The sequence below is a fragment of the Rhizobium sp. 01N424 genome (assembly GCF_056399485.1).
Genome location: NZ_JBFTRK010000015.1, coordinates 63,443 through 80,532 on the forward strand (window position 1 = coordinate 63,443; position 17,090 = coordinate 80,532).

Consider the following 17,090-nt stretch of genomic DNA (forward strand, 5'->3'; position numbering starts at 1 on the left):
CAGCGAAGCGCAACGCCGGCGTTTTAGGCACGCGAGATTCAGCCGTCAACGGCCGTCAGGGCGATTTTCGGGATACGCAATTCGGTGCTGGAGGAACCTATCAGTGCCGAGACGATTAACGTCCAAACAGGAAAGCCAATGACCCGCGAACAACTCGACGCCGATTTATTCCGAGCAGCTTGGGTTGCCGGTATTAACGCTGTAACAGACGATGCAGTCGAGAGCCTGCAATACTTGGCTATGATGGCTAGGCCGTCGAAAGCTCGCTACCAAGCAACTACTGGCGATCTTAGGCGCGATATGGACGCCGTTCTCGAAATCGGATTAGCGAAAGTCCAGCGGAGCGGGGAATTCCCGGGCTGACCGTACATACCCTGCAGCAACCCTATTGGCAACGGGCTAGCCGCTAACGACCGATAACCTTGCGCACGATCTTGATCAGGGTTTCGGGATCAAAAGGCTTTGTCAACCACCCCGTCGCTCCGGCCGCCTTGGCCTGTGCCTTCACATCGCCATCGGATTCCGTCGACAGGAAGATTATCGGGACGCCCGCTCCGATTGGCTGTTTCCGGATTGCTTCGATCATCTGCAAGCCGTCCATGCCGGGCATGTTTAGATCGGTGATGATCAGGTCGAAGACGTCCCGTTGCGCTGCGGCTAGACCTTCAGCGCCGTCGCTGGCCTCGACGACGGAGTAGCCTGCGTTGGAAAGTGTGACATTGATCGTAAGGCGGATGCTAGCAGAGTCGTCAACTGTTAAAATGCGTGCGAGGGTCATTCAGTCTCCAGGGTGCGTGAAGGTGAGGGTGGCAAAATCGGGGAAAACCTCTAGCTATTTGTGTTCCCCCGATCCTGATCTTGGGATCGACCCCGAAATGAGGAAGTCCTGCCAGCGTCATGATCGCGATCTGCAATGAAGGAAAGGGAAAAGCCCCTCATCGTCAAGGCCGCTCAGACGTCTTGAGGTCCAGCATCGCGGTATCACGAACAAGCCGCGCCAACTCCCGCTCATCGTGGATGCCGAATTCGAACCAGTCGACCAGCATCTTCGCTGTGACCCGACCTTCGTCGCTGCCCTTGTCACAAGACCGCTCCGCGCACCAATCGGACAGGATGCGATCCAGTACCAGCATCGTTTCCGCAGTCAACGGCTCTCTCGGCCAATCGGTCGTCGCCATGTCATTCCCCCAGCTTTCCGTCACCGTATCGACTATAGCGCAGTGGCAACACTCGCTGTCAAATGGGAGGATTTCGGGGGCCGGTTGAAATGAGGTCGAACTGACCGGGGGAGCAGAATGATCACGCGTTTGCCGGCCGCACGAAGCCGATCTCGTTCAACACCGATATGAACGGGAACGATTCTTGCACGGTTTTCAATCCGTAAAGGTGATGGAGCGCAAGTGTCATGAATCGGTACAGCTCGCATGAGTTTTCGACGCTGATGTTGGTGCTGGAGGATCGCGAAGCGTACAAGATCAGGACGCTCGACGACATGGCTACGGTGCTGTTGAATCTATGGCCTGACGAGGACGGTGAAGACTACGTCATCGCGATCAAGGCGTGTCTAGACGCTAAGCTCGGTGAGGTTGCCCCTGAACTCGCGAGGCGGGCGCTCATCAAAGCCGCGGAAGAGGTGGGCGTGGGAGTAATCACGATCGTGCATTGATGGGCGCAGGAGCAGTTCGACGTCAACGTGTTCGGGGTCATGGACGTTGTTCGCGAAACATTCCACATTTTCGCGAAAGCCGTTCAAGCCTCTACATCAACGTAAGCTCGGGCGCTGGCGTCGTCGGCCTTCCTATGATTTCTCTATACAACGCTTCAAAGTTTGCCTTGGAGGGATTCTCAAAATTGCTATTCTACGAACTCGCGGCTCTCCGCATCGGGGTCAAGATCGTTGAGCCGGGTGGGGTGCTAGTTCGGCCAGTGCAGCGGCCAAGAGTTCTCTTCAACGCTGGCGGCGGTGGAAGATCGGCGCTTTGGTGAGCTTCGCCGGACACTTGCCACTCGCGCCATCTGGGTCGTTCCGAACACGGAACCTCGGTGCTCTTACTGGCTCAGCGGACCGAACAATTCCACCCACCGCCTCGGCATCGGCCGCGCGACAGCTGGAAGCGGCCGGGTTTGATGTGACCTTGAAGGTGGTGAAGGGCGTCGGACACATGATTTCGGTGGAAGAGGCGGAAACGGCGTTGCGGTTCCTTGGCCAGCTCGCGATCGCGCTCCTTGGTGTCTGCTGCCTGAAAGGCCGTCAGATACCTTTCGTTCGCCTTTCATCACGGCGAGAATGGTCCGCCTTGCCTATCCTAGCTCAGGATGCCTCCAACTAACCGGCGAACGTCTCCTCTTAGCACCCCTCCGATTTCTGATTAGCTGTTCGTCATCAGGCAGGACTTTGAGGTGTGCATCGCGAGCGGCAGCGACGAAGGCCTTCCGGGCCTGCGCCGGCTCAAGCTCGCCCTGTAGCGATCGCAAGCCGGCGGCGAATGCGTGCCGCCATGACATGTCGTTGACTCGACGCGGCCATTTCTCAGAAGTCAGAATGCCCAAAAGTCCTTGAATCGTGGATGCGGTCGCAAAATCCTGGTTGCCGGGCAGGGCAACGGCGATCTCCTTAATCGACGTCACAAGGATGCCGTCCATCGCTCACCTTGCCTTTCCTGACTTCAATTCTGCCGCGACTGATTTGCGAAGTGCATCCATGATGTTGACGACATTGGACTTGGCCGAAGCATCCGGCTTGCCCCTTGCCGTCTTGTTGGAGGGCTTCATCGCTTTCTTCTTCTTGGCAATAAGCTTGAGAAGGCTATCCTGTATGGGGTCGCTGGCCATGTCAGGTGACCAATGCGCGGATTTCTTCTTGATGAGTTGCTGCACGAGTGGGATCAAATCGGGATCGGCCTCGTTGTCGATGTCCTCGAAGTAGGATTCTTCCGGGCGAACTTCATCGCCGAACCGCAACGACCAAAGGACGATGCCTTCTTCCCGGGGCTCGAGGATCACGGCCCGCTCACGCCGCCCGATAACGAGCTTCGATATTCCGACGACCTTGTCGGCTTTCATTGCGTCGCGGATGACGGCGAAAGCCTCGTTGCCCACCGAATTGTCCGGCATAAGGTAGTGCGGCTTCTCGAGATAGACGGAAGCAATGCTGTCCGCGGGAACGAACTTTTCTATGTCGATCGTCTTGACGGTCTCGAGTGCCACCGCGTCAAGGTCTTCGTCGGTGAGTATGACGTAATCATTTTCACCCCGAGCGTATCCCTTGGCATCGTTCCCGTCCTTGACCGGCTTGCCAGTGACGGAGTCGATATATTGCGAGACTACCCTGTTTCCCGTGAGCCTGTTTAGCGTGTGGAATCGCACCTTCTCCGACTCCGAGGTCGCCGGGGTCATGTTCACCGGGCAGGTGACCAGCGAGAGCTTTAAATACCCTTTCCAGTAGGGGCGAAGTGCCATTTTCTAGCTCCTAACTTGCTTTGCGCTGCGGAACAGCCTTGGAGGAGGCGGCCTTTTCGGCTGCTCCGCGCGCGGCGCGCTGCCTGCCAGTGCCAGCATTGGCATTGGCCGCAGTGCGTTTCGGTTTTTGAGAGGCGGTTTTCAATAGCCCCGCACTCTCGCGTAGGGCGGCAAGCAGGTCGCTCGGCTTGGAAACCTCGACGCTCTTGCGCTTCGGCAGCGCCTTTCCCTCGATCTTTGCCTTCACCAGCTCGGCAAGCGCCGCGTCGTAGCGGTCTTCGAATGACGCCGGATCGAACTCGCCCCGCTTTGTGCCAATAATGTGCTTGGCGAGCGCGAGCATCTCGCCCTCGATCTTCAGCTTCGGCATTTCCTCGAATGCCTTCCTGGAAGATCGGACCTCGTAGTCGTAGTTCAGTGTGGTTGCCACTAGACCGTTGCCTTGCGGCCGGATGAGAACGGTTCGCATCCGCCGAAACAGCACGGCCCTCGCGATTGCGGCGACCTTCGACTTCCTCATCCCGTCTCTGAGGGCCGCGAAGGCGTCAGCGCCCATCTTGTCCGGCGTCAGATAATAGGGCTTGTCGAAATAAATATCGTCGACTTCCGAACTCGGGATGAAGGCTTGAACATCCAGCGTCTTATTGCTCTCGGGGATTGTCGCGGCCATTTCCTCCGGGTCTATAATGATGAACTGGCCGTTCTCAATCTCGAACCCCTTAGTCTGGTCTTCGCGCTCGACACGTTCTTCGGTCTCGCTGTCGATGAAGACGCGGTTGACCCGATTGCCCGTAACCTTGTTGATGGAATTGAAGGTGATGCGCTCTGACGTGCTGGCCGCGGTATAGAGGGCGACGCCACAGCTTACTTCACCGAACTTGAGAAAGCCCTTCCACTGCGCTCTATGTCCCGATGCCATACGCCATACTCCGAATCACTAATACGTGACTCAAAGACGTGCGAGCGTGATTCGTTCCGACTCAAAACGAATCATTTTTCAATGGCTTATGGAATCTTCTTAGGAAATTGATTCACGCCGAAACGCTGGGGCGTCGGTCTCGTGTAACGACGGCAAGAGCAGCTGCTGGCGCGTACGCAAGGTACGGCCGCTCCACCGGTAAGCGAGGGAGCCGGTACCGCTGACGGCGCCCAGGAGCCGAGACCAACCTATTGGTTTTTGACGCAGGTCCGTCTTCGTCATCCTGTCCACTCCTATGCTCAATTCCGAGCATCACTTTTAGCGCCTCCTCCACCGGCGCTATTTTCCTGGATTTATTGACGCGCCGCAGCATGAGATCCACGCTTCAGTTGAAATCGGCGCTTCTTCGCTCGTGTCGCCGCCAAGACGAACAATGCAGCGCCCCCATCCTCGATCCGGTATCGAACTTAGCAGCTGCGTCGCCTATCGAAAGTCGTGCGCCAATGCTGGTATGCAAAGGATAGAAAGCAAAACGCCCGGCATAATTTTCTTTCCCCGATCAAATGACGCGCCTAGAATGTGATCTTAGGAGAATTTCGGTGTACAATATTTCGCATTTCCCCCCAGGCAGGACCGACGGAAAATGGCCCTTAGAGCGTCGTGCGGTTCTCGACTGGCTTGTAAACGAGACCTATTCCCAGCGATTTCTTGACAATCTTCTCGTCGATTTGTGCGAGCGTCTGGTTGCTGGCGGTGTTCCGGTGGCTAGGTCTTCGCTTCACCTCAGGATCCAGCACCCCCAGTGGCAAGGTGCGAGGATCCTGTGGCTGCCGGGTGTACAAAATGCCCATATCGACACGTTCGACTACGACGTTGATACTACCGAGATGTTCCTTCGTAGACCGGCCACGGAAATTTACAATGGAGCATCTGAAGTTCGGCAACGCCTCGACCTGCATGACGATGGCATGGGCCAGTTTCAACTCTTCTATGAGCTTCGTCGAGAAGGGTTCACCGACTATGTCGCTTGGCCGATCGATCACACATTGGGCAAACGCCATGTCATAACTTTCGCGACCAGGCAAGTTGGCGGGTTCTCTGAACACGAGGTGAACTACCTGCGGGATCTGTTACCCGCGCTCGCGTTGGTCAGCGAAATCCGGATGAAAAACGCTATGGCTCGCACCTTGTTGGAGACTTACGTGGGCCCACATGCGAGCGCCGAAATTCTTGCGGGTGCCACGACGCGCGGCAGCGGCAAGACCGTGAGCGCCGCGATCATGATTTGCGACCTCCGCGATTTCACGGCGCTATCCGATATTTGGCCGCGCGATGACGTTATCGAAATTCTCAATGGCTATTTCGATGCCTTATGCGAACCCATAGAAGCCAGAGGCGGCGAAATCCTGAAGTTCATGGGCGACGGACTCCTTGCTATCTTTCCACTGGATAATCCGAACGCCTGCGCAGACCTCCTGCAATCCATCGAAGACGGTCGCAGGCGCATGGACGACTTAAACCTCAAGCTAGCAGGTTGGGGGAAAACGCCACTAAGGTATGGAATCGGCGTTCACGTTGGCGATGTCATGTATGGGAACATCGGTTCCCGAAAGCGGCTGGATTTCACAGCGATTGGTCCTGCAGTCAATGTCGCCTCCCGCTTGGAGGAGCTTACGAAATTGCTCGAGCGGCCCGTCCTTCTATCTTCCGATTTCGTGCATTCAGCTAGCCTGAACGAAACATTTGTAGAGCTTGGGCCGCATTCCCTTAGGGGCCTCGCGTCGCCGGTAAGGGTGTATGGAATTGCCGATCCTTCAACCGCCTGACATTTTGCTCAGGACAGGCGCTCGCACCTCCTGTTTATCGCTTAGCTGCCGACTATGTCCCGAGGTTCCTAAAAGCCGGCATTATATAGGTTGCTTCCGCGCGAACCGAATTGAACAAATGCGCCAGTTGCTCGTCAGTGTTCTCCGCGAGTATTCCGGTACGGACAAGCGCGGAATCAAACCCGGACGTTTTCGCGCCGAGGATGTCGTGCTCGATGCTGTCACCAACGCAGACGACGCGGCGTCGATCGCTAATGCCGGCGATGCGTACAGCATGCTCGTAGATCTCGGGATGTGGCTTGCCAAACCAAGTCACCGTTCCGCCCAATGCCTCGTAAAGCCGGGCTATGCTCCCTGCTCCTGCGAGGGTAGCTCCATTGTGGAGCTTGTGGATGTCGGGATTGGTACAAACGCAGGGAATGTGTCTCTCGGCCGCCGGACGTATCATTTCGCGGTAATCATCCATCGCGATGCGCTCAGACTCGCTGCCCGAAATTATGATGAGCTGAGCATCCAATGCGTGTTCGGTGGAGACGAGGCCAAGACGGTCGGCAAGATTTCGATCTCCACCGCTTGAAATCGTGAGGCAGGTCGAACCGCGAACAATCGTCGATCCGGGGGAAGAGAGCACCGTGTAAGCGACATCGCCCGAGGTTACAAAAAAGTCGAAGCTGTCCGCAGCAAAACCTAGCTTGACCAGGCGCTCGGAGTTGTATTCGCCGTTTCTTCCCGAATTAGAAAGGATGACTATCATCTTGCCCGCGGAAGCCAACCGAGACAACGACTCGATGGCTCCTTCGTAGGGACCGGTGTCGTCTCTTAGTACTCCGAACTGGTCGACAAAAAAGACATCGTATCGGTCCGATAGCTGTTCCAGGGTGATCGGTAGCGGTTCACGCATCTTCGTCGTCCAGATGGGATAGAACCATCGCGGCGGTTCCTGTTGCGGCTTCGACTGACTTGGCTGGCAATATATCGATGCCCAGCGCTTTTGCCCTCATTCTTGTCCAAGCCGGATTTTTCGCCCCGCCGCCAACAGTTCTGAGGCTTGCCAAAATAGGAGAACCGAGTTCGCGCAGCCGTTCGTAACCGAGCCGTTCGATCTCCGTCATCCCCTCCAGGAGAGCCTGAAAAAACATACCTTCGTCGGCTGGTCGAGGAGTGAGGCGCGGCAAGTAGTGCGGGTCGTTGACCGGAAATCGCTCACCGGGCCGCAGAAGCGGATAGAAATCCAGCCCCAACCGTCGTTCAGGATCGATCGTGCGTGTCAGCTCGTCCAGGCGTTCGTCTCCGATCAGAGCGCGCAAGACATTGCCACCGCTATTCGAAGCGCCGCCAACCAGCCAGAAGTCGCCAACACGATGGGAATAGATGCCGTATTGTGGGGCATTGATCGGTTTGTCAGACGCGAGTTTAAGTACGATCGTAGATCCAAGTGCGGTCACGGCATCGCCAACACTTGACGCGCCCGTGGCTAGAAATGACGCGCACCCGTCCGTCGTTCCTGCATGGAATGTGGCGGACTGGGGAAGTCCAAGCTGATGAAGATAGCCTCCGACCGATGCGATTGGCTCGCCTGCGCGATAAACTGTCGGAAGTTTAGATATATCCATGTCAGCGGCCTCAAGCCAAGCCGGCCACAAGCCTTGGTTCAGATCGTAACCCGTCTTGAGAGCGTTGTTTTCGTCGCTGATCCTCCCGGGGCACCCGAGCTTCATCAAAATCCAGTCGGCTTGGTGCACCACGGTTGCGACAGCCGGAGCTTTCGAAAGGTGGACGGCGCGTGCAAGACCGGAATTCGCACCGGTCGCGGTTGCGCCTGATGGTGCGTTTGCAGCGATCCGCTCAACCACCGCAATGTCGGGGCAGGGCTCATTGTACATGAGCACTGATCCGCTGGGCTGGTTCGAAGCGTCGAGTGCCAGCACGGTTCCGGAGGTGCCATCGACGGCCACACCTTTTAGAGAGGTGAAATCCACCTTCTGGGCTACGGATTGTAACGCCTCCTGCACCCGGATCCACCATGCCTCTGGTTGGCGAAGTTCGTCTGGCGATCTGAAGGGTGATGAAGCGAACGCGACTTGATTGCCGTCTCCGTCGATGGCAGAGGCGCGAGCGCCCGAAGTGCCGATGTCGATGCCGAGTGCAACGGCCTGGTTCGATTTTTTGGTCACGCAGGCTGCCTCACCGAGCCGCGGTCGAGTGCTTGGCGATACTGCTCGGCCTCCCAATGAGTCAGCTCATGCTCGTCGCTCTTGGAAAGATAAGCCACGGCTTTGCCCTCCGGAATTCGGCTGACGACTTCGGCGAGGCACCGGGCCATGACTTCACCACCGGCGGTAAGGGCGCTGGAGAGCAGGACGCCCTTACCGGGAACCAGGAGCATTTTGGGAATATCGCGTCCTTCTCGTGTCAACGCGGCCTCATAGTCCGTCGCGCTTTTCCCGTCTTCGAGCACACCAATTTCGGTGCCGAGAAATATCACGTGATCAGGATAGAGGGAGCCGCCAAGCGCGGCCGATCGGTTGGTCTCCGACAGAGCGATCGAGTGACTTCTACTATCATGAGCAGGGCGAAAGTTCGATCCTTGCGCCATCGTCGTCAGCGCTTCGATATCCAACCCACCAGATTGACGTGGCTCAGATGTCAGAGCAACCGTCACCCTTCTAATTCTCGCCGCCACTTCTTCGACCGAGTCGCCGCAGACGATTATGCCATGATTGAAAAGGATGAGAACATCGGGCTTCGACGCTGCGGCTTTCTCGATTTCGCGTGCGAGCGGCGTCCCCGGACGCCGGTAGGGTATCATGCCCCATTTGAGGTCCGTGAGAAGGCTCATTCGTGCACTCAGTTCCTCTTCGCGATCATCTAGAACAGAAAGTGCTATCGCGTTCACGCAGTGATAGTGCGCGACCACCCGACTGCCGAGTGCAGCGTGGAAACTCGTTTCAATCGATGGTCGTAAACCGGTGGAGTTCAGCTCGGAAACGATGAAATCGGTGGATTTCTCCGCGCGCGGATCGCTATCGCGCAAGGCTCTCACCAGCGGATCGACGACGACGGGAACCATTATGTCTTGATCTTCGGCTTTGGAGAGCCACGTGCCGGAGGCCTTCACCCACATAACGCCGTCCTGCTTGATGGACGTGTTCCCGCCCGCGCCTTGGGTTTTGAGGATGTCATTTCCAATCTCGCGCGACAAGCGAAGGAAGGCTTTGAAAGGCGCTGTACCCCTTAAGTCGGTTTTTGACACGTCTCTATCCTCCCAAGTTGAAACATGCTCGCTCCGGCATCTGCTTTTTTGAGCAAACTTTTTCGTGATCCTATTTATATGATTGAATGTCGTCAACAGTGAAGAAATGTAAGCTTCGGTATTGCGATATAGGCAACGCTGTGATTATTGTTACTCATTGACGCTGAGGGAGAAGCGTCACGGAGGATTGAATTGAACGATTCCGATCGACATCGTCTGATCACGGAGCTACTTCGCGAGAGGCCGTTTGCGTCTGTCCGAGATTTGCAGGAGCGCCTTGGCGTTTCTCCGGCGACGATCCGCCGTGACATCGACAAGCTGGATGAGACCGGCGTCGCCCGAAAAGTTTATGGCGGGATATCGGCGAATGAATCGTCCGCTTCGGCACGGTTGTCGGCGCGGCCCTACGATGAGAACCGGGACATCGCAGTCGATGCCAAGCGGGCGATTGCGGAGAAGGCCGCGAGCCTCGTTCGTGACGGCGACTCGATCATCGTCCATGCGGGATCGACTTGCTATCAACTCGGCTTGCAGTTGGCGCGCCGAAATGTCCGGCTCTATACCAATTCAATGCCGCTCGCGGCCTACCTTGGCGAGCACGGCACCTGCAATCTGACACTGGCGGGCGGAGTGCTGTACCGCGAACCTGGCATCGTCCATGACGCGTCGGCCGGAGCGCCTGACTTCTTTGCTTCGCGGTTCTTTCTCGGTACGCAAGGCATTGGCAGCGAAGGTCTTCTGGAATCGCATCCCCTCCTGACCAAGGCCATCGGCGAGCTCAGCAGCTGTGCCGACGAGATCGTGCTTTTGGCCGACAGTAGGAAGCTTTCGATCCAGCCACGCAACATCGTCCTCCCTCTTTCAAGGATTGGTACGATCGTTATCGATGATGGACTTTCCGACGCCGGAGCGAAGATGCTTGAAGATGCCGGCGTCACGATCATGATCGCCACTCTCGGAGGACAGTGATGACGGCTTCCAGATCAGTTGCGGTATTCGATCTTGGCAAAACGAACTCTAAGCTCTTTATTTTCGGGGAGGATGGGTCAGTGCTGTCGGAAGATCGCACAAAACCCCTTTGGATCGAGCATGCAGGCCTACGCGTGCTCGACGACGATGCTCTTTTCAGCTGGATGAAGATAGCGCTATCGAAGGCGATTGAAGACCATGGCGTCGGGCACGTCATGTTCTCGGGCCACGGGTGCACATTTGCACTCGTGGAACAGGGTCGTCTCGTTCACCCGATCCTCGACTATGAGCAAGAACCTCCACAACCACTTGCAGGTCGCATTGACATGCTAGTCCCAACATTTAACGAAACCTACTCTCCTCGGTTGCCCCTTGGGTTCAATTACGGACGACATATGCTTTGGTTGGAGGCTAGGAACCCGGACGACTTCCGGCGCGTAGAAGCCATCCTGCCTTATCCGCAATTCTGGTCCTGGAAGTTTTCCGGCAAGATGGTCTCCGAAGTTTCCTACGTCGGATGCCATTCCCACCTGTGGGCACCGCTGAAGGAGGACTTCAGCAGTCTGGTCGATAGTCGAGGCTGGCGAGAAAAAATGCCGACTTTCGAGCGGGCAGGGGCGGCGCTCGGCGAATGGGACGCTCTTGAAAGAGGCGACTCTCCCGGCTCAATATTGGTCCACAATGGCGTCCACGACAGCAACTCCGCCCTTTATTACTACCGCTCCATCGGCTTCGATGATTTCACGCTGGTATCGACCGGCACCTGGGTGGTCATATTCAATTCCGCTTGTCCTCTAGAAGCGCTTGATGAACATCGAGACATGCTCGCCAACGTCACTGTAGACGGCAAGCCTACCCCAACGATCAGGTTCATGGGCGGCAGGGAGTATGATCTTGCCAGCGGAGGTTGGAACAGGAGCGTGAGTATCGACGCGGTCTCCCGGGTTATCGCCAAGGGAGTATTTGCACTGCCATCGTTTGCACCTGGCGGCCCGATGCAAGGTTGCGAGGGACGATTTGTCGGCCCTGAGGTCGACGGTGAAGAACGTGCAGCCGCCGCGCTACTCTACGTCGCACTAATGACCAATTTCTCACTCGATCTGATCCGGTCGGCTAACCCGATCGTTATCGATGGCGGCCTTGTAAAAACAGGTCTGTATGCCGAGCTTCTCGCGCAACTGCGGCCTTCCCAAGCCATTTTCACCAGCGCGACTGCTGAAGGCAGCGCGTTCGGTGCGGCTGCACTGGTCTTCGAAACGATGAGTAAAAAGCCGTTCGCAAACAAGACGAAGATGGCTGAACCGCTGCAACTTTTCGGGCTTGAGGCTTATGCCGACACGTGGCGCGCCTTGGTGGAAATCGAAGGACCCGATATGGCGACGCCCAAGAAGGAGCTTCACGCATGAGCGCAACCGACACCAAAACTTTTGGGCCTGTGCTGGAGATGAGGAACATCAGCAAGACCTTCGCAAGCACGAAGGCGCTGACGAATGTTTCACTCACCGTATATCCAGGTGAGGTTCACGCTCTCATGGGGGAAAACGGCGCCGGCAAGTCGACGTTGATGAAAGTACTTTCCGGCGCGTATACGGCCGACCCTGGCGGCGCGGTTCTGGTGGACGGTAAGCCCATCGTTGCTGGAGATCCGATCAAGGCCAAGGCCAACGGTATCTCTGTCATTTACCAGGAGCTTTCGCTCGCACCCAATCTTACGGTTGCCCAAAATATGTTTCTTGGGGCCGAGCCCTCTCGCTACGGCGTTGTCGACAAAGCCGCCGCCCGCGCAAAGGTTGCGCCGATCCTCAAGCAGTTGGGTATTTCCTTCGGTCCGTCTCAACTCGTCGCGACGCTATCTCTTGGCGAGCGGCAGATGGTGGAAATTGCCCGCGCTTTGACGACGAATGCAAAAATCATCGTCATGGACGAGCCGACGACTTCCCTAACCTCGAGGGAAACGGAGCGGCTTTTCGAAGTCATCGGCGGGCTGAAGGCACGCGGCATCGCCATCATTTATATCAGCCATCGAATGGAAGAAATCTACGCACTCGCCGATCGCGTCAGCGTCCTGCGGGACAGCGCGTATGTCGGAACGCTAGAGCGCGAGAATCTCTCGGCTGAAAAGCTCGTTTCCATGATGGTGGGCCGGGACCTATCCTCGTTTTACAAGAAGGAGCACGGCGCTCCACAGCAAGCCGCCAAGACCATTCTGTCGGTTAGAGGCTTGGGTGACGGCCGCCGCGTGCATGATTGCTCATTCGACGCGAAGGCAGGCGAAGTGCTTGGCATCGCCGGCCTTGTCGGTTCGGGACGCACTGAGCTTGCACGCCTCATCTTTGGAGCCGATCGCAAAGTGACAGGCACGGTCACGCTCGAAGGTGTTGAACTCGCAATCGGCGGTCCGCGGGACGCAATGGATGCGGGTATTGTCTATCTGACGGAAGACCGGAAAGGTCTCGGCCTTTTCCTTGACATGACGATAACTGAAAACATCAATATCGGTGTCATTGGCAAGGATGCTGGCCGCGGAGGCATCTTGAATTTTTCCGCTGCGAAGGAACGTGCTGCTCGTGCAATAAAATCGCTTTCGATCCGCACTCTGAGCGCAAGCGTGAACGTCGGAGCGCTTTCCGGTGGCAACCAGCAAAAGGCGCTGATTGCGCGGTTGTTGGAAACCAAACCAAAGGTCATTATTTTCGACGAGCCCACACGTGGCGTCGACGTCGGTGCCAAATCCGAAATCTACCGGATCATCGACGAACTGGCACAGACCGGGATCGCCATCGTCGTGATCTCTAGCGACTTGCCTGAAATCCTTGGCATTGCTGACCGCGTCCTCGTCATGCGCGAGGGCCGCATCGCTGGAGAGGTTTTGGCGACGCGGGACCAGCCAATCAGCCAGGAAGCTATCATGGCCTACTCCACCGGTTCGGTATCCAAAGTTGCCTGAGACCAAAAGCGAAAAGACGGGATGAGTATATGACCGCGACACCCACTGAACAGACGAATGCCAACAAGGCAAAGTTTCGATCGACATTGACCGCGCTCGGTATGCTGCCGGTGCTCGTGATCTTGGCGATCGGCTTTCACCTGTTGAGCGGACGGTTTCTCAGCGTCAACAACCTGTCCATCGTCACGCAGCAAGCTTCGATCAATACGGTGCTTGCAGCCGGTATGACGTTCGTGATCCTCACTGGCGGCATCGACCTGTCCGTCGGATCGATCCTGGCGGCGTCGGCGATGGTTGGCGTCATCGTTTCGCTTTGGCCCGATATCGGTATGCTGGGCATTCCCGCCGCTATCGGTGTGGGACTAGCCTGCGGCGTCGTCAACGGTGTCATTATCTCGTTTCTCAAGCTTCCACCGTTCATCGTGACGCTCGGGTCGCTGACCGCCATGCGCGGCATTGCGCGCCTTCTCGGCAATGACACAACCGTGTTCAACGCCGATCTTCCGTTTGACTTCATCGGTAACGGTTCGCTGCTCGGCATTCCCTGGCTGGCGATCATCGCCCTCGCAACCATCGTCATCTCCTGGTTCATTCTCAAGCGGACAGTGCTTGGCACCTGGATTTATGCCGTAGGGGGCAATGTCGAAGCTGCTCGGCTCACCGGGATCAAAGTTCCGCTAGTTCTGCTTTTTGTCTATTCGATGTCGGGCCTGCTGTCGGGCGTAGGCGGCGTTATGTCGGCTGCACGCCTCTATGCCGCAAATGGCCTGCAGCTCGGGCAAGCCTATGAGCTCGATGCCATCGCTGCGGTCATCCTCGGCGGAACCAGCTTTGTCGGCGGTGTCGGGTCGATCTGGGGGACGCTGATCGGAGCACTGATCATCGCTGTGCTCTCCAACGGCCTCATCCTCGTCGGTGTCTCGGACATTTGGCAGTACATCATCAAGGGACTTGTCATTATCGTTGCCGTGGCACTTGACCGCTACAGGCTGAAAGGACTTAGCCGCACATGACGTGCGACTTGAGGGACCGGGGTTACCGGATCACGGGCGCAGGGAGCGCCATTATGGAGGAAAGTATGCGTTTGTTCTCTAAACTGCTCATGGGCACTGCCATCGCGGCCGCGATTACGATGCCGGCATCGGCAAAGGATCTGCAAAAGATCGGCATCTCCGTCGGTCTGCTTGGCAATCCGTTCTTCGTGGCAACGATCAAGGGTATCGAAGACCGCGCAAAGGAGATCAATCCAAATGTTCAGGTCACCTCGGTTTCCGCTGACTATGACCTCAACAAACAGGTTTCGCAGATGGACAGCTTCGTTGCGGCCGGCGTTGACATCATCATGCTGAACGCTGTTGACGCCAAGGCGATTGCCCCGGCTGTCAAGAAGGCCCAGGCAGCCGGCGTTATTGTCGCCGCCTTCGACGTGTCCGCGCCGGGCGCTGATGTCACCGTCATGACCAACAATATCAAGGCCGGTGAAGAGGCTTGTGGTTATATTGTCGATCAGCTCAAGGGCAAGGGTGACGTTGTAATCATTAATGGTCCGGCCTCCTCGTCGATCATCGATCGCGTCCAGGGCTGCAAGAACGTGCTTGCAAAAAGCCCTGATATTAAAATTCTGTCGGACGATCAGAACGCTCAGGGCTCACGCGATGGCGGTCTTGCGGTCATGCAGGGTCTCCTCACCCGGTTCGACAAGATTGACGCGGTCTTTGCGATCAACGACCCGACAGCTATCGGTGCGGAGCTTGCAGCCAAGCAGCTGAACCGCAACGAATTCTTCTTCACTGCCGTGGACGGCGCACCTGACATCGAGAAGTCACTCGCAAGCGGTAACTCGATGATCAAAGCATCTGCATCGCAGGATCCGTATACGATGGCCGGTGACTCGCTAAAGATGGCAGTCGATGTACTAAACGGCAAAAAGCCCGCCCAAGACACCGTACTCCTCGATCCGCAGCTCATCACTGCTGACAACATCAAGGACTACAAGGGCTGGACAGCGGCCCGCTAACCCGTCCTTCAGACGATCCGCCGATGCTCGACATCGACGGATCGTCACGAATTCATGAACGAACAGGAATTGTTTCGATGGCTAAAATAGGCGTTCACTCTTTTGTCTGGAGTGCCGGGTCCTCTAAAGACGAGCTGGAGCAGACGCTCGTTCGCTCTCATGAATTGGGTTTCAAGCTCGTTGAGTTCTCGTATCTCGACCCGGAGCAGGTTGATGTCAAATGGCTGGCTTCTCGCATCAAAGAACTAGACCTTGACGTAGCTGTCAGCATGGGGCTTCCACTGGATGGCGACATATCCAGCGAAGAGCCGTCTGTCGTCGCAAACGGCGAAGCAATCCTCGACCGCGCCGTCGCACTCGTAAGTGAACTTGGTGGATCCAAGCTCGCCGGGATTCTGAGCTCAGCTCATGGAAAACAGGAACAGGCGCTGACACAGCGGGGCTGGGACACAAGCGTGGAGACGTTAACTCGTGTAGCCGAGCGTGCCAGCCGGTCCGGGGTCACGTTGAACCTGGAAATCGTCAATCGCTTCGAAAGCAATATGCTAAACACCGCGGCGCAAGGATTGGCGTACATCGCCGACACCGGCGCGTCGAATGTTCTGCTGCATCTCGACACATTCCATATGAACATTGAGGAAGCCGACGTTGGGCTCGCGATTCGCAATGCAGCCGACAAGATCGGCTATGTGCACATTGGCGAAAGCCATCGCGGCTACCTTGGGACAGGTAACATCGATTTTTCGGCAATTTTCGATGCGCTCGTGGCAATCGGTTGGGACGACTACGTAACGTTCGAGTCCTTTTCAACCAGCATCGTGGATAGAGATCTCTCGTTGAAGACTGCAATCTGGAGAAATCTGTGGGACGACAATGTAGCACTTTCGAAGCATGCACGATCCTTCATCCAACTTGGGCTTGACACAGCAAAATTGAAAGCGCAGTTGGTTAAAGCGAAACATTTGTCCTGGAAATAGCGGCGAATTGGGCTGCAACCAAGCAATCCCCTCGCTAATCGCGCGGGGGGAATGCCGATCATGGACATCGGTTCCAGATGCCTGCAACAATCTTGGGTCGAATTTTATGCAGGGCCATACTGAGTAGGTATCGGCATGGGAATGGCTGAGATCAGCTATCGGCCTAAACCGGCCACTGCTGCAGGAATGAGAAGGGCACCCTTGCGCCGCCATGGTGGTCACTCGAAGGGCTCTTCACATTCCCATAACCGGACATGCCGTCTGATCTAGCCGATGGCGTCTCGAAGCAATGCCTGTCGCCGTGTACGCCTGCGGTCGTCGCCGTTTGGGCAGCTTCGGTAGCCTGCTGCTTTCCTTGGGAAACAGGGCAGACCATAAACGAGATGTTTGCGTGGCTATCGAAGTGCGGAAACTGCTTGCGATAACCGCCACGCTCGCCGATATCGTGCCCATGGTCGGTGGTGACAACAACGGGCGTGTCGTCCCCCATGCTTTCTTCATCCAGTCTCTGAAGTAATTTCCCGAACCATCTGTCGCTCATCGTCAACTTCTGGCGAGCTCTTCAGGACGGCGACGCCATCATGCGTGGCGTGGCCACATTGGTAGCAGCCAAACTTGTCGGAAACCCTGCCTGGCCCTAGTTCAGTTCCGGAACCCGGAAACCGCGCTCAAAGATTGGGTTCGAGTACGGTGAGAATAGCTGTGATCGGCAGGTGCTTCGGA

General features: G+C 56.6%; 19 protein-coding genes. 10 read left to right on the forward strand and 9 right to left on the reverse strand.

The genetic code is table 11. The annotated features are described in order from the left end of the window. The first annotated feature begins 138 nt into the window (after nt 1-138). Entirely contained in the window at nt 139-363 is a 225-nt protein-coding gene (locus AC1DNK_RS26670) for a hypothetical protein (protein ID WP_477944110.1), read from the forward strand. 43 nt (nt 364-406) lie between these two features. Here AC1DNK_RS26670 and AC1DNK_RS26675 read toward each other — a convergent pair whose 3' ends face one another. Next, a complete protein-coding gene (locus AC1DNK_RS26675; protein WP_477944111.1) occupies nt 407-778 on the reverse strand; it encodes a response regulator in 372 nt (123 codons plus the stop codon). 163 nt (nt 779-941) lie between these two features. Beyond that, nucleotides 942-1,178: a hypothetical protein gene (locus AC1DNK_RS26680; RefSeq protein WP_477944112.1), complete on the reverse strand. Its 237-nt coding sequence runs from the start codon at nt 1,176-1,178 to the stop codon at nt 942-944. A gap of 227 nt (nt 1,179-1,405) precedes the next feature. Between AC1DNK_RS26680 and AC1DNK_RS26685 the strand changes: the two genes are divergently transcribed. Together AC1DNK_RS26685 and AC1DNK_RS26690 are read left to right on the forward strand one after the other, a co-directional pair. Then, nucleotides 1,406-1,666: a DUF982 domain-containing protein gene (locus tag AC1DNK_RS26685; RefSeq protein ID WP_112599132.1), complete on the forward strand. Its 261-nt coding sequence runs from the start codon at nt 1,406-1,408 to the stop codon at nt 1,664-1,666. Then, entirely contained in the window at nt 1,666-1,986 is a 321-nt protein-coding gene (locus tag AC1DNK_RS26690; protein ID WP_477944113.1) for an SDR family NAD(P)-dependent oxidoreductase, read from the forward strand. Before AC1DNK_RS26685 ends, AC1DNK_RS26690 begins: the two co-directional genes overlap by 1 nt. Before the next feature lie 315 nt (nt 1,987-2,301). Here the strand turns inward: AC1DNK_RS26690 and AC1DNK_RS26695 are convergent, their stop codons facing one another. Genes AC1DNK_RS26695 through ku (AC1DNK_RS26705) form a run of 3 tightly spaced genes read right to left on the reverse strand, consistent with a single transcriptional unit; the run spans nt 2,302 to nt 4,378 of the window. Then, nucleotides 2,302-2,643, reverse strand: coding sequence for a DUF982 domain-containing protein (locus tag AC1DNK_RS26695; protein WP_477944114.1), 342 nt, complete (start codon nt 2,641-2,643; stop codon nt 2,302-2,304). A gap of 3 nt (nt 2,644-2,646) precedes the next feature. Further along, nucleotides 2,647-3,459, reverse strand: coding sequence for a non-homologous end joining protein Ku (gene ku / locus AC1DNK_RS26700; protein WP_477944115.1), 813 nt, complete (start codon nt 3,457-3,459; stop codon nt 2,647-2,649). Nucleotides 3,460-3,469: 10 nt separating this feature from the next. Continuing rightward, nucleotides 3,470-4,378, reverse strand: a complete 909-nt coding sequence (gene ku, locus AC1DNK_RS26705; protein ID WP_477944116.1) for a non-homologous end joining protein Ku — start codon at nt 4,376-4,378, stop codon at nt 3,470-3,472. A gap of 599 nt (nt 4,379-4,977) precedes the next feature. Between ku (AC1DNK_RS26705) and AC1DNK_RS26710 the strand changes: the two genes are divergently transcribed. Next, on the forward strand, nt 4,978-6,204 hold the full coding sequence (locus tag AC1DNK_RS26710; RefSeq protein WP_477944117.1) for an adenylate/guanylate cyclase domain-containing protein: 1,227 nt from the start codon (nt 4,978-4,980) through the stop codon (nt 6,202-6,204). 52 nt (nt 6,205-6,256) lie between these two features. On the opposite strand, the gene AC1DNK_RS26715 is transcribed toward AC1DNK_RS26710, so the two are convergent. The 3 genes from AC1DNK_RS26715 to AC1DNK_RS26725 are packed head-to-tail and all read right to left on the reverse strand — an operon-like array spanning nt 6,257 to nt 9,457. Beyond that, a complete protein-coding gene (locus AC1DNK_RS26715) occupies nt 6,257-7,105 on the reverse strand; it encodes a TIGR01459 family HAD-type hydrolase (RefSeq protein ID WP_477944118.1) in 849 nt (282 codons plus the stop codon). Then, nucleotides 7,098-8,378, reverse strand: coding sequence for an FGGY-family carbohydrate kinase (locus tag AC1DNK_RS26720; protein WP_477944119.1), 1,281 nt, complete (start codon nt 8,376-8,378; stop codon nt 7,098-7,100). Before AC1DNK_RS26720 ends, AC1DNK_RS26715 begins: the two co-directional genes overlap by 8 nt. Next, the gene (locus tag AC1DNK_RS26725) at nt 8,375-9,457 is read right to left on the reverse strand and encodes a class II aldolase/adducin family protein (RefSeq protein WP_477944120.1); all 1,083 of its coding nucleotides are present in this window, start codon (nt 9,455-9,457) and stop codon (nt 8,375-8,377) included. Before AC1DNK_RS26725 ends, AC1DNK_RS26720 begins: the two co-directional genes overlap by 4 nt. Before the next feature lie 192 nt (nt 9,458-9,649). Here AC1DNK_RS26725 and AC1DNK_RS26730 point away from each other — a divergent pair, with 192 nt between their 5' ends. The 6 genes from AC1DNK_RS26730 to AC1DNK_RS26755 all read left to right on the forward strand — a co-directional run bounded on the left by AC1DNK_RS26730 (nt 9,650) and on the right by AC1DNK_RS26755 (nt 16,367). Further along, nucleotides 9,650-10,426, forward strand: coding sequence for a DeoR/GlpR family DNA-binding transcription regulator (locus AC1DNK_RS26730; RefSeq protein WP_112389163.1), 777 nt, complete (start codon nt 9,650-9,652; stop codon nt 10,424-10,426). Beyond that, nucleotides 10,426-11,832, forward strand: a complete 1,407-nt coding sequence (locus tag AC1DNK_RS26735) for an FGGY-family carbohydrate kinase (RefSeq protein WP_477944121.1) — start codon at nt 10,426-10,428, stop codon at nt 11,830-11,832. The genes AC1DNK_RS26730 and AC1DNK_RS26735 overlap by 1 nt, the downstream gene beginning before the upstream one ends. After that, nucleotides 11,829-13,373 (forward strand): sugar ABC transporter ATP-binding protein, encoded by a 1,545-nt coding sequence (locus AC1DNK_RS26740; RefSeq protein ID WP_477944122.1) that lies wholly within the window; start codon nt 11,829-11,831, stop codon nt 13,371-13,373. The genes AC1DNK_RS26735 and AC1DNK_RS26740 overlap by 4 nt, the downstream gene beginning before the upstream one ends. Before the next feature lie 29 nt (nt 13,374-13,402). Further along, nucleotides 13,403-14,386: an ABC transporter permease subunit gene (locus AC1DNK_RS26745; protein WP_112389160.1), complete on the forward strand. Its 984-nt coding sequence runs from the start codon at nt 13,403-13,405 to the stop codon at nt 14,384-14,386. Nucleotides 14,387-14,451: 65 nt separating this feature from the next. Beyond that, complete coding sequence (locus AC1DNK_RS26750; protein ID WP_112389159.1) at nt 14,452-15,390, forward strand: ABC transporter substrate-binding protein; 939 nt, start codon at nt 14,452-14,454, stop codon at nt 15,388-15,390. Nucleotides 15,391-15,467: 77 nt separating this feature from the next. Further along, nucleotides 15,468-16,367, forward strand: a complete 900-nt coding sequence (locus tag AC1DNK_RS26755; protein ID WP_477944154.1) for a sugar phosphate isomerase/epimerase family protein — start codon at nt 15,468-15,470, stop codon at nt 16,365-16,367. 163 nt (nt 16,368-16,530) lie between these two features. Here AC1DNK_RS26755 and AC1DNK_RS26760 read toward each other — a convergent pair whose 3' ends face one another. After that, the gene (locus AC1DNK_RS26760) at nt 16,531-16,908 is read right to left on the reverse strand and encodes a hypothetical protein (RefSeq protein WP_477944123.1); all 378 of its coding nucleotides are present in this window, start codon (nt 16,906-16,908) and stop codon (nt 16,531-16,533) included. Between the last annotated feature and the right edge of the window lie 182 nt (nt 16,909-17,090).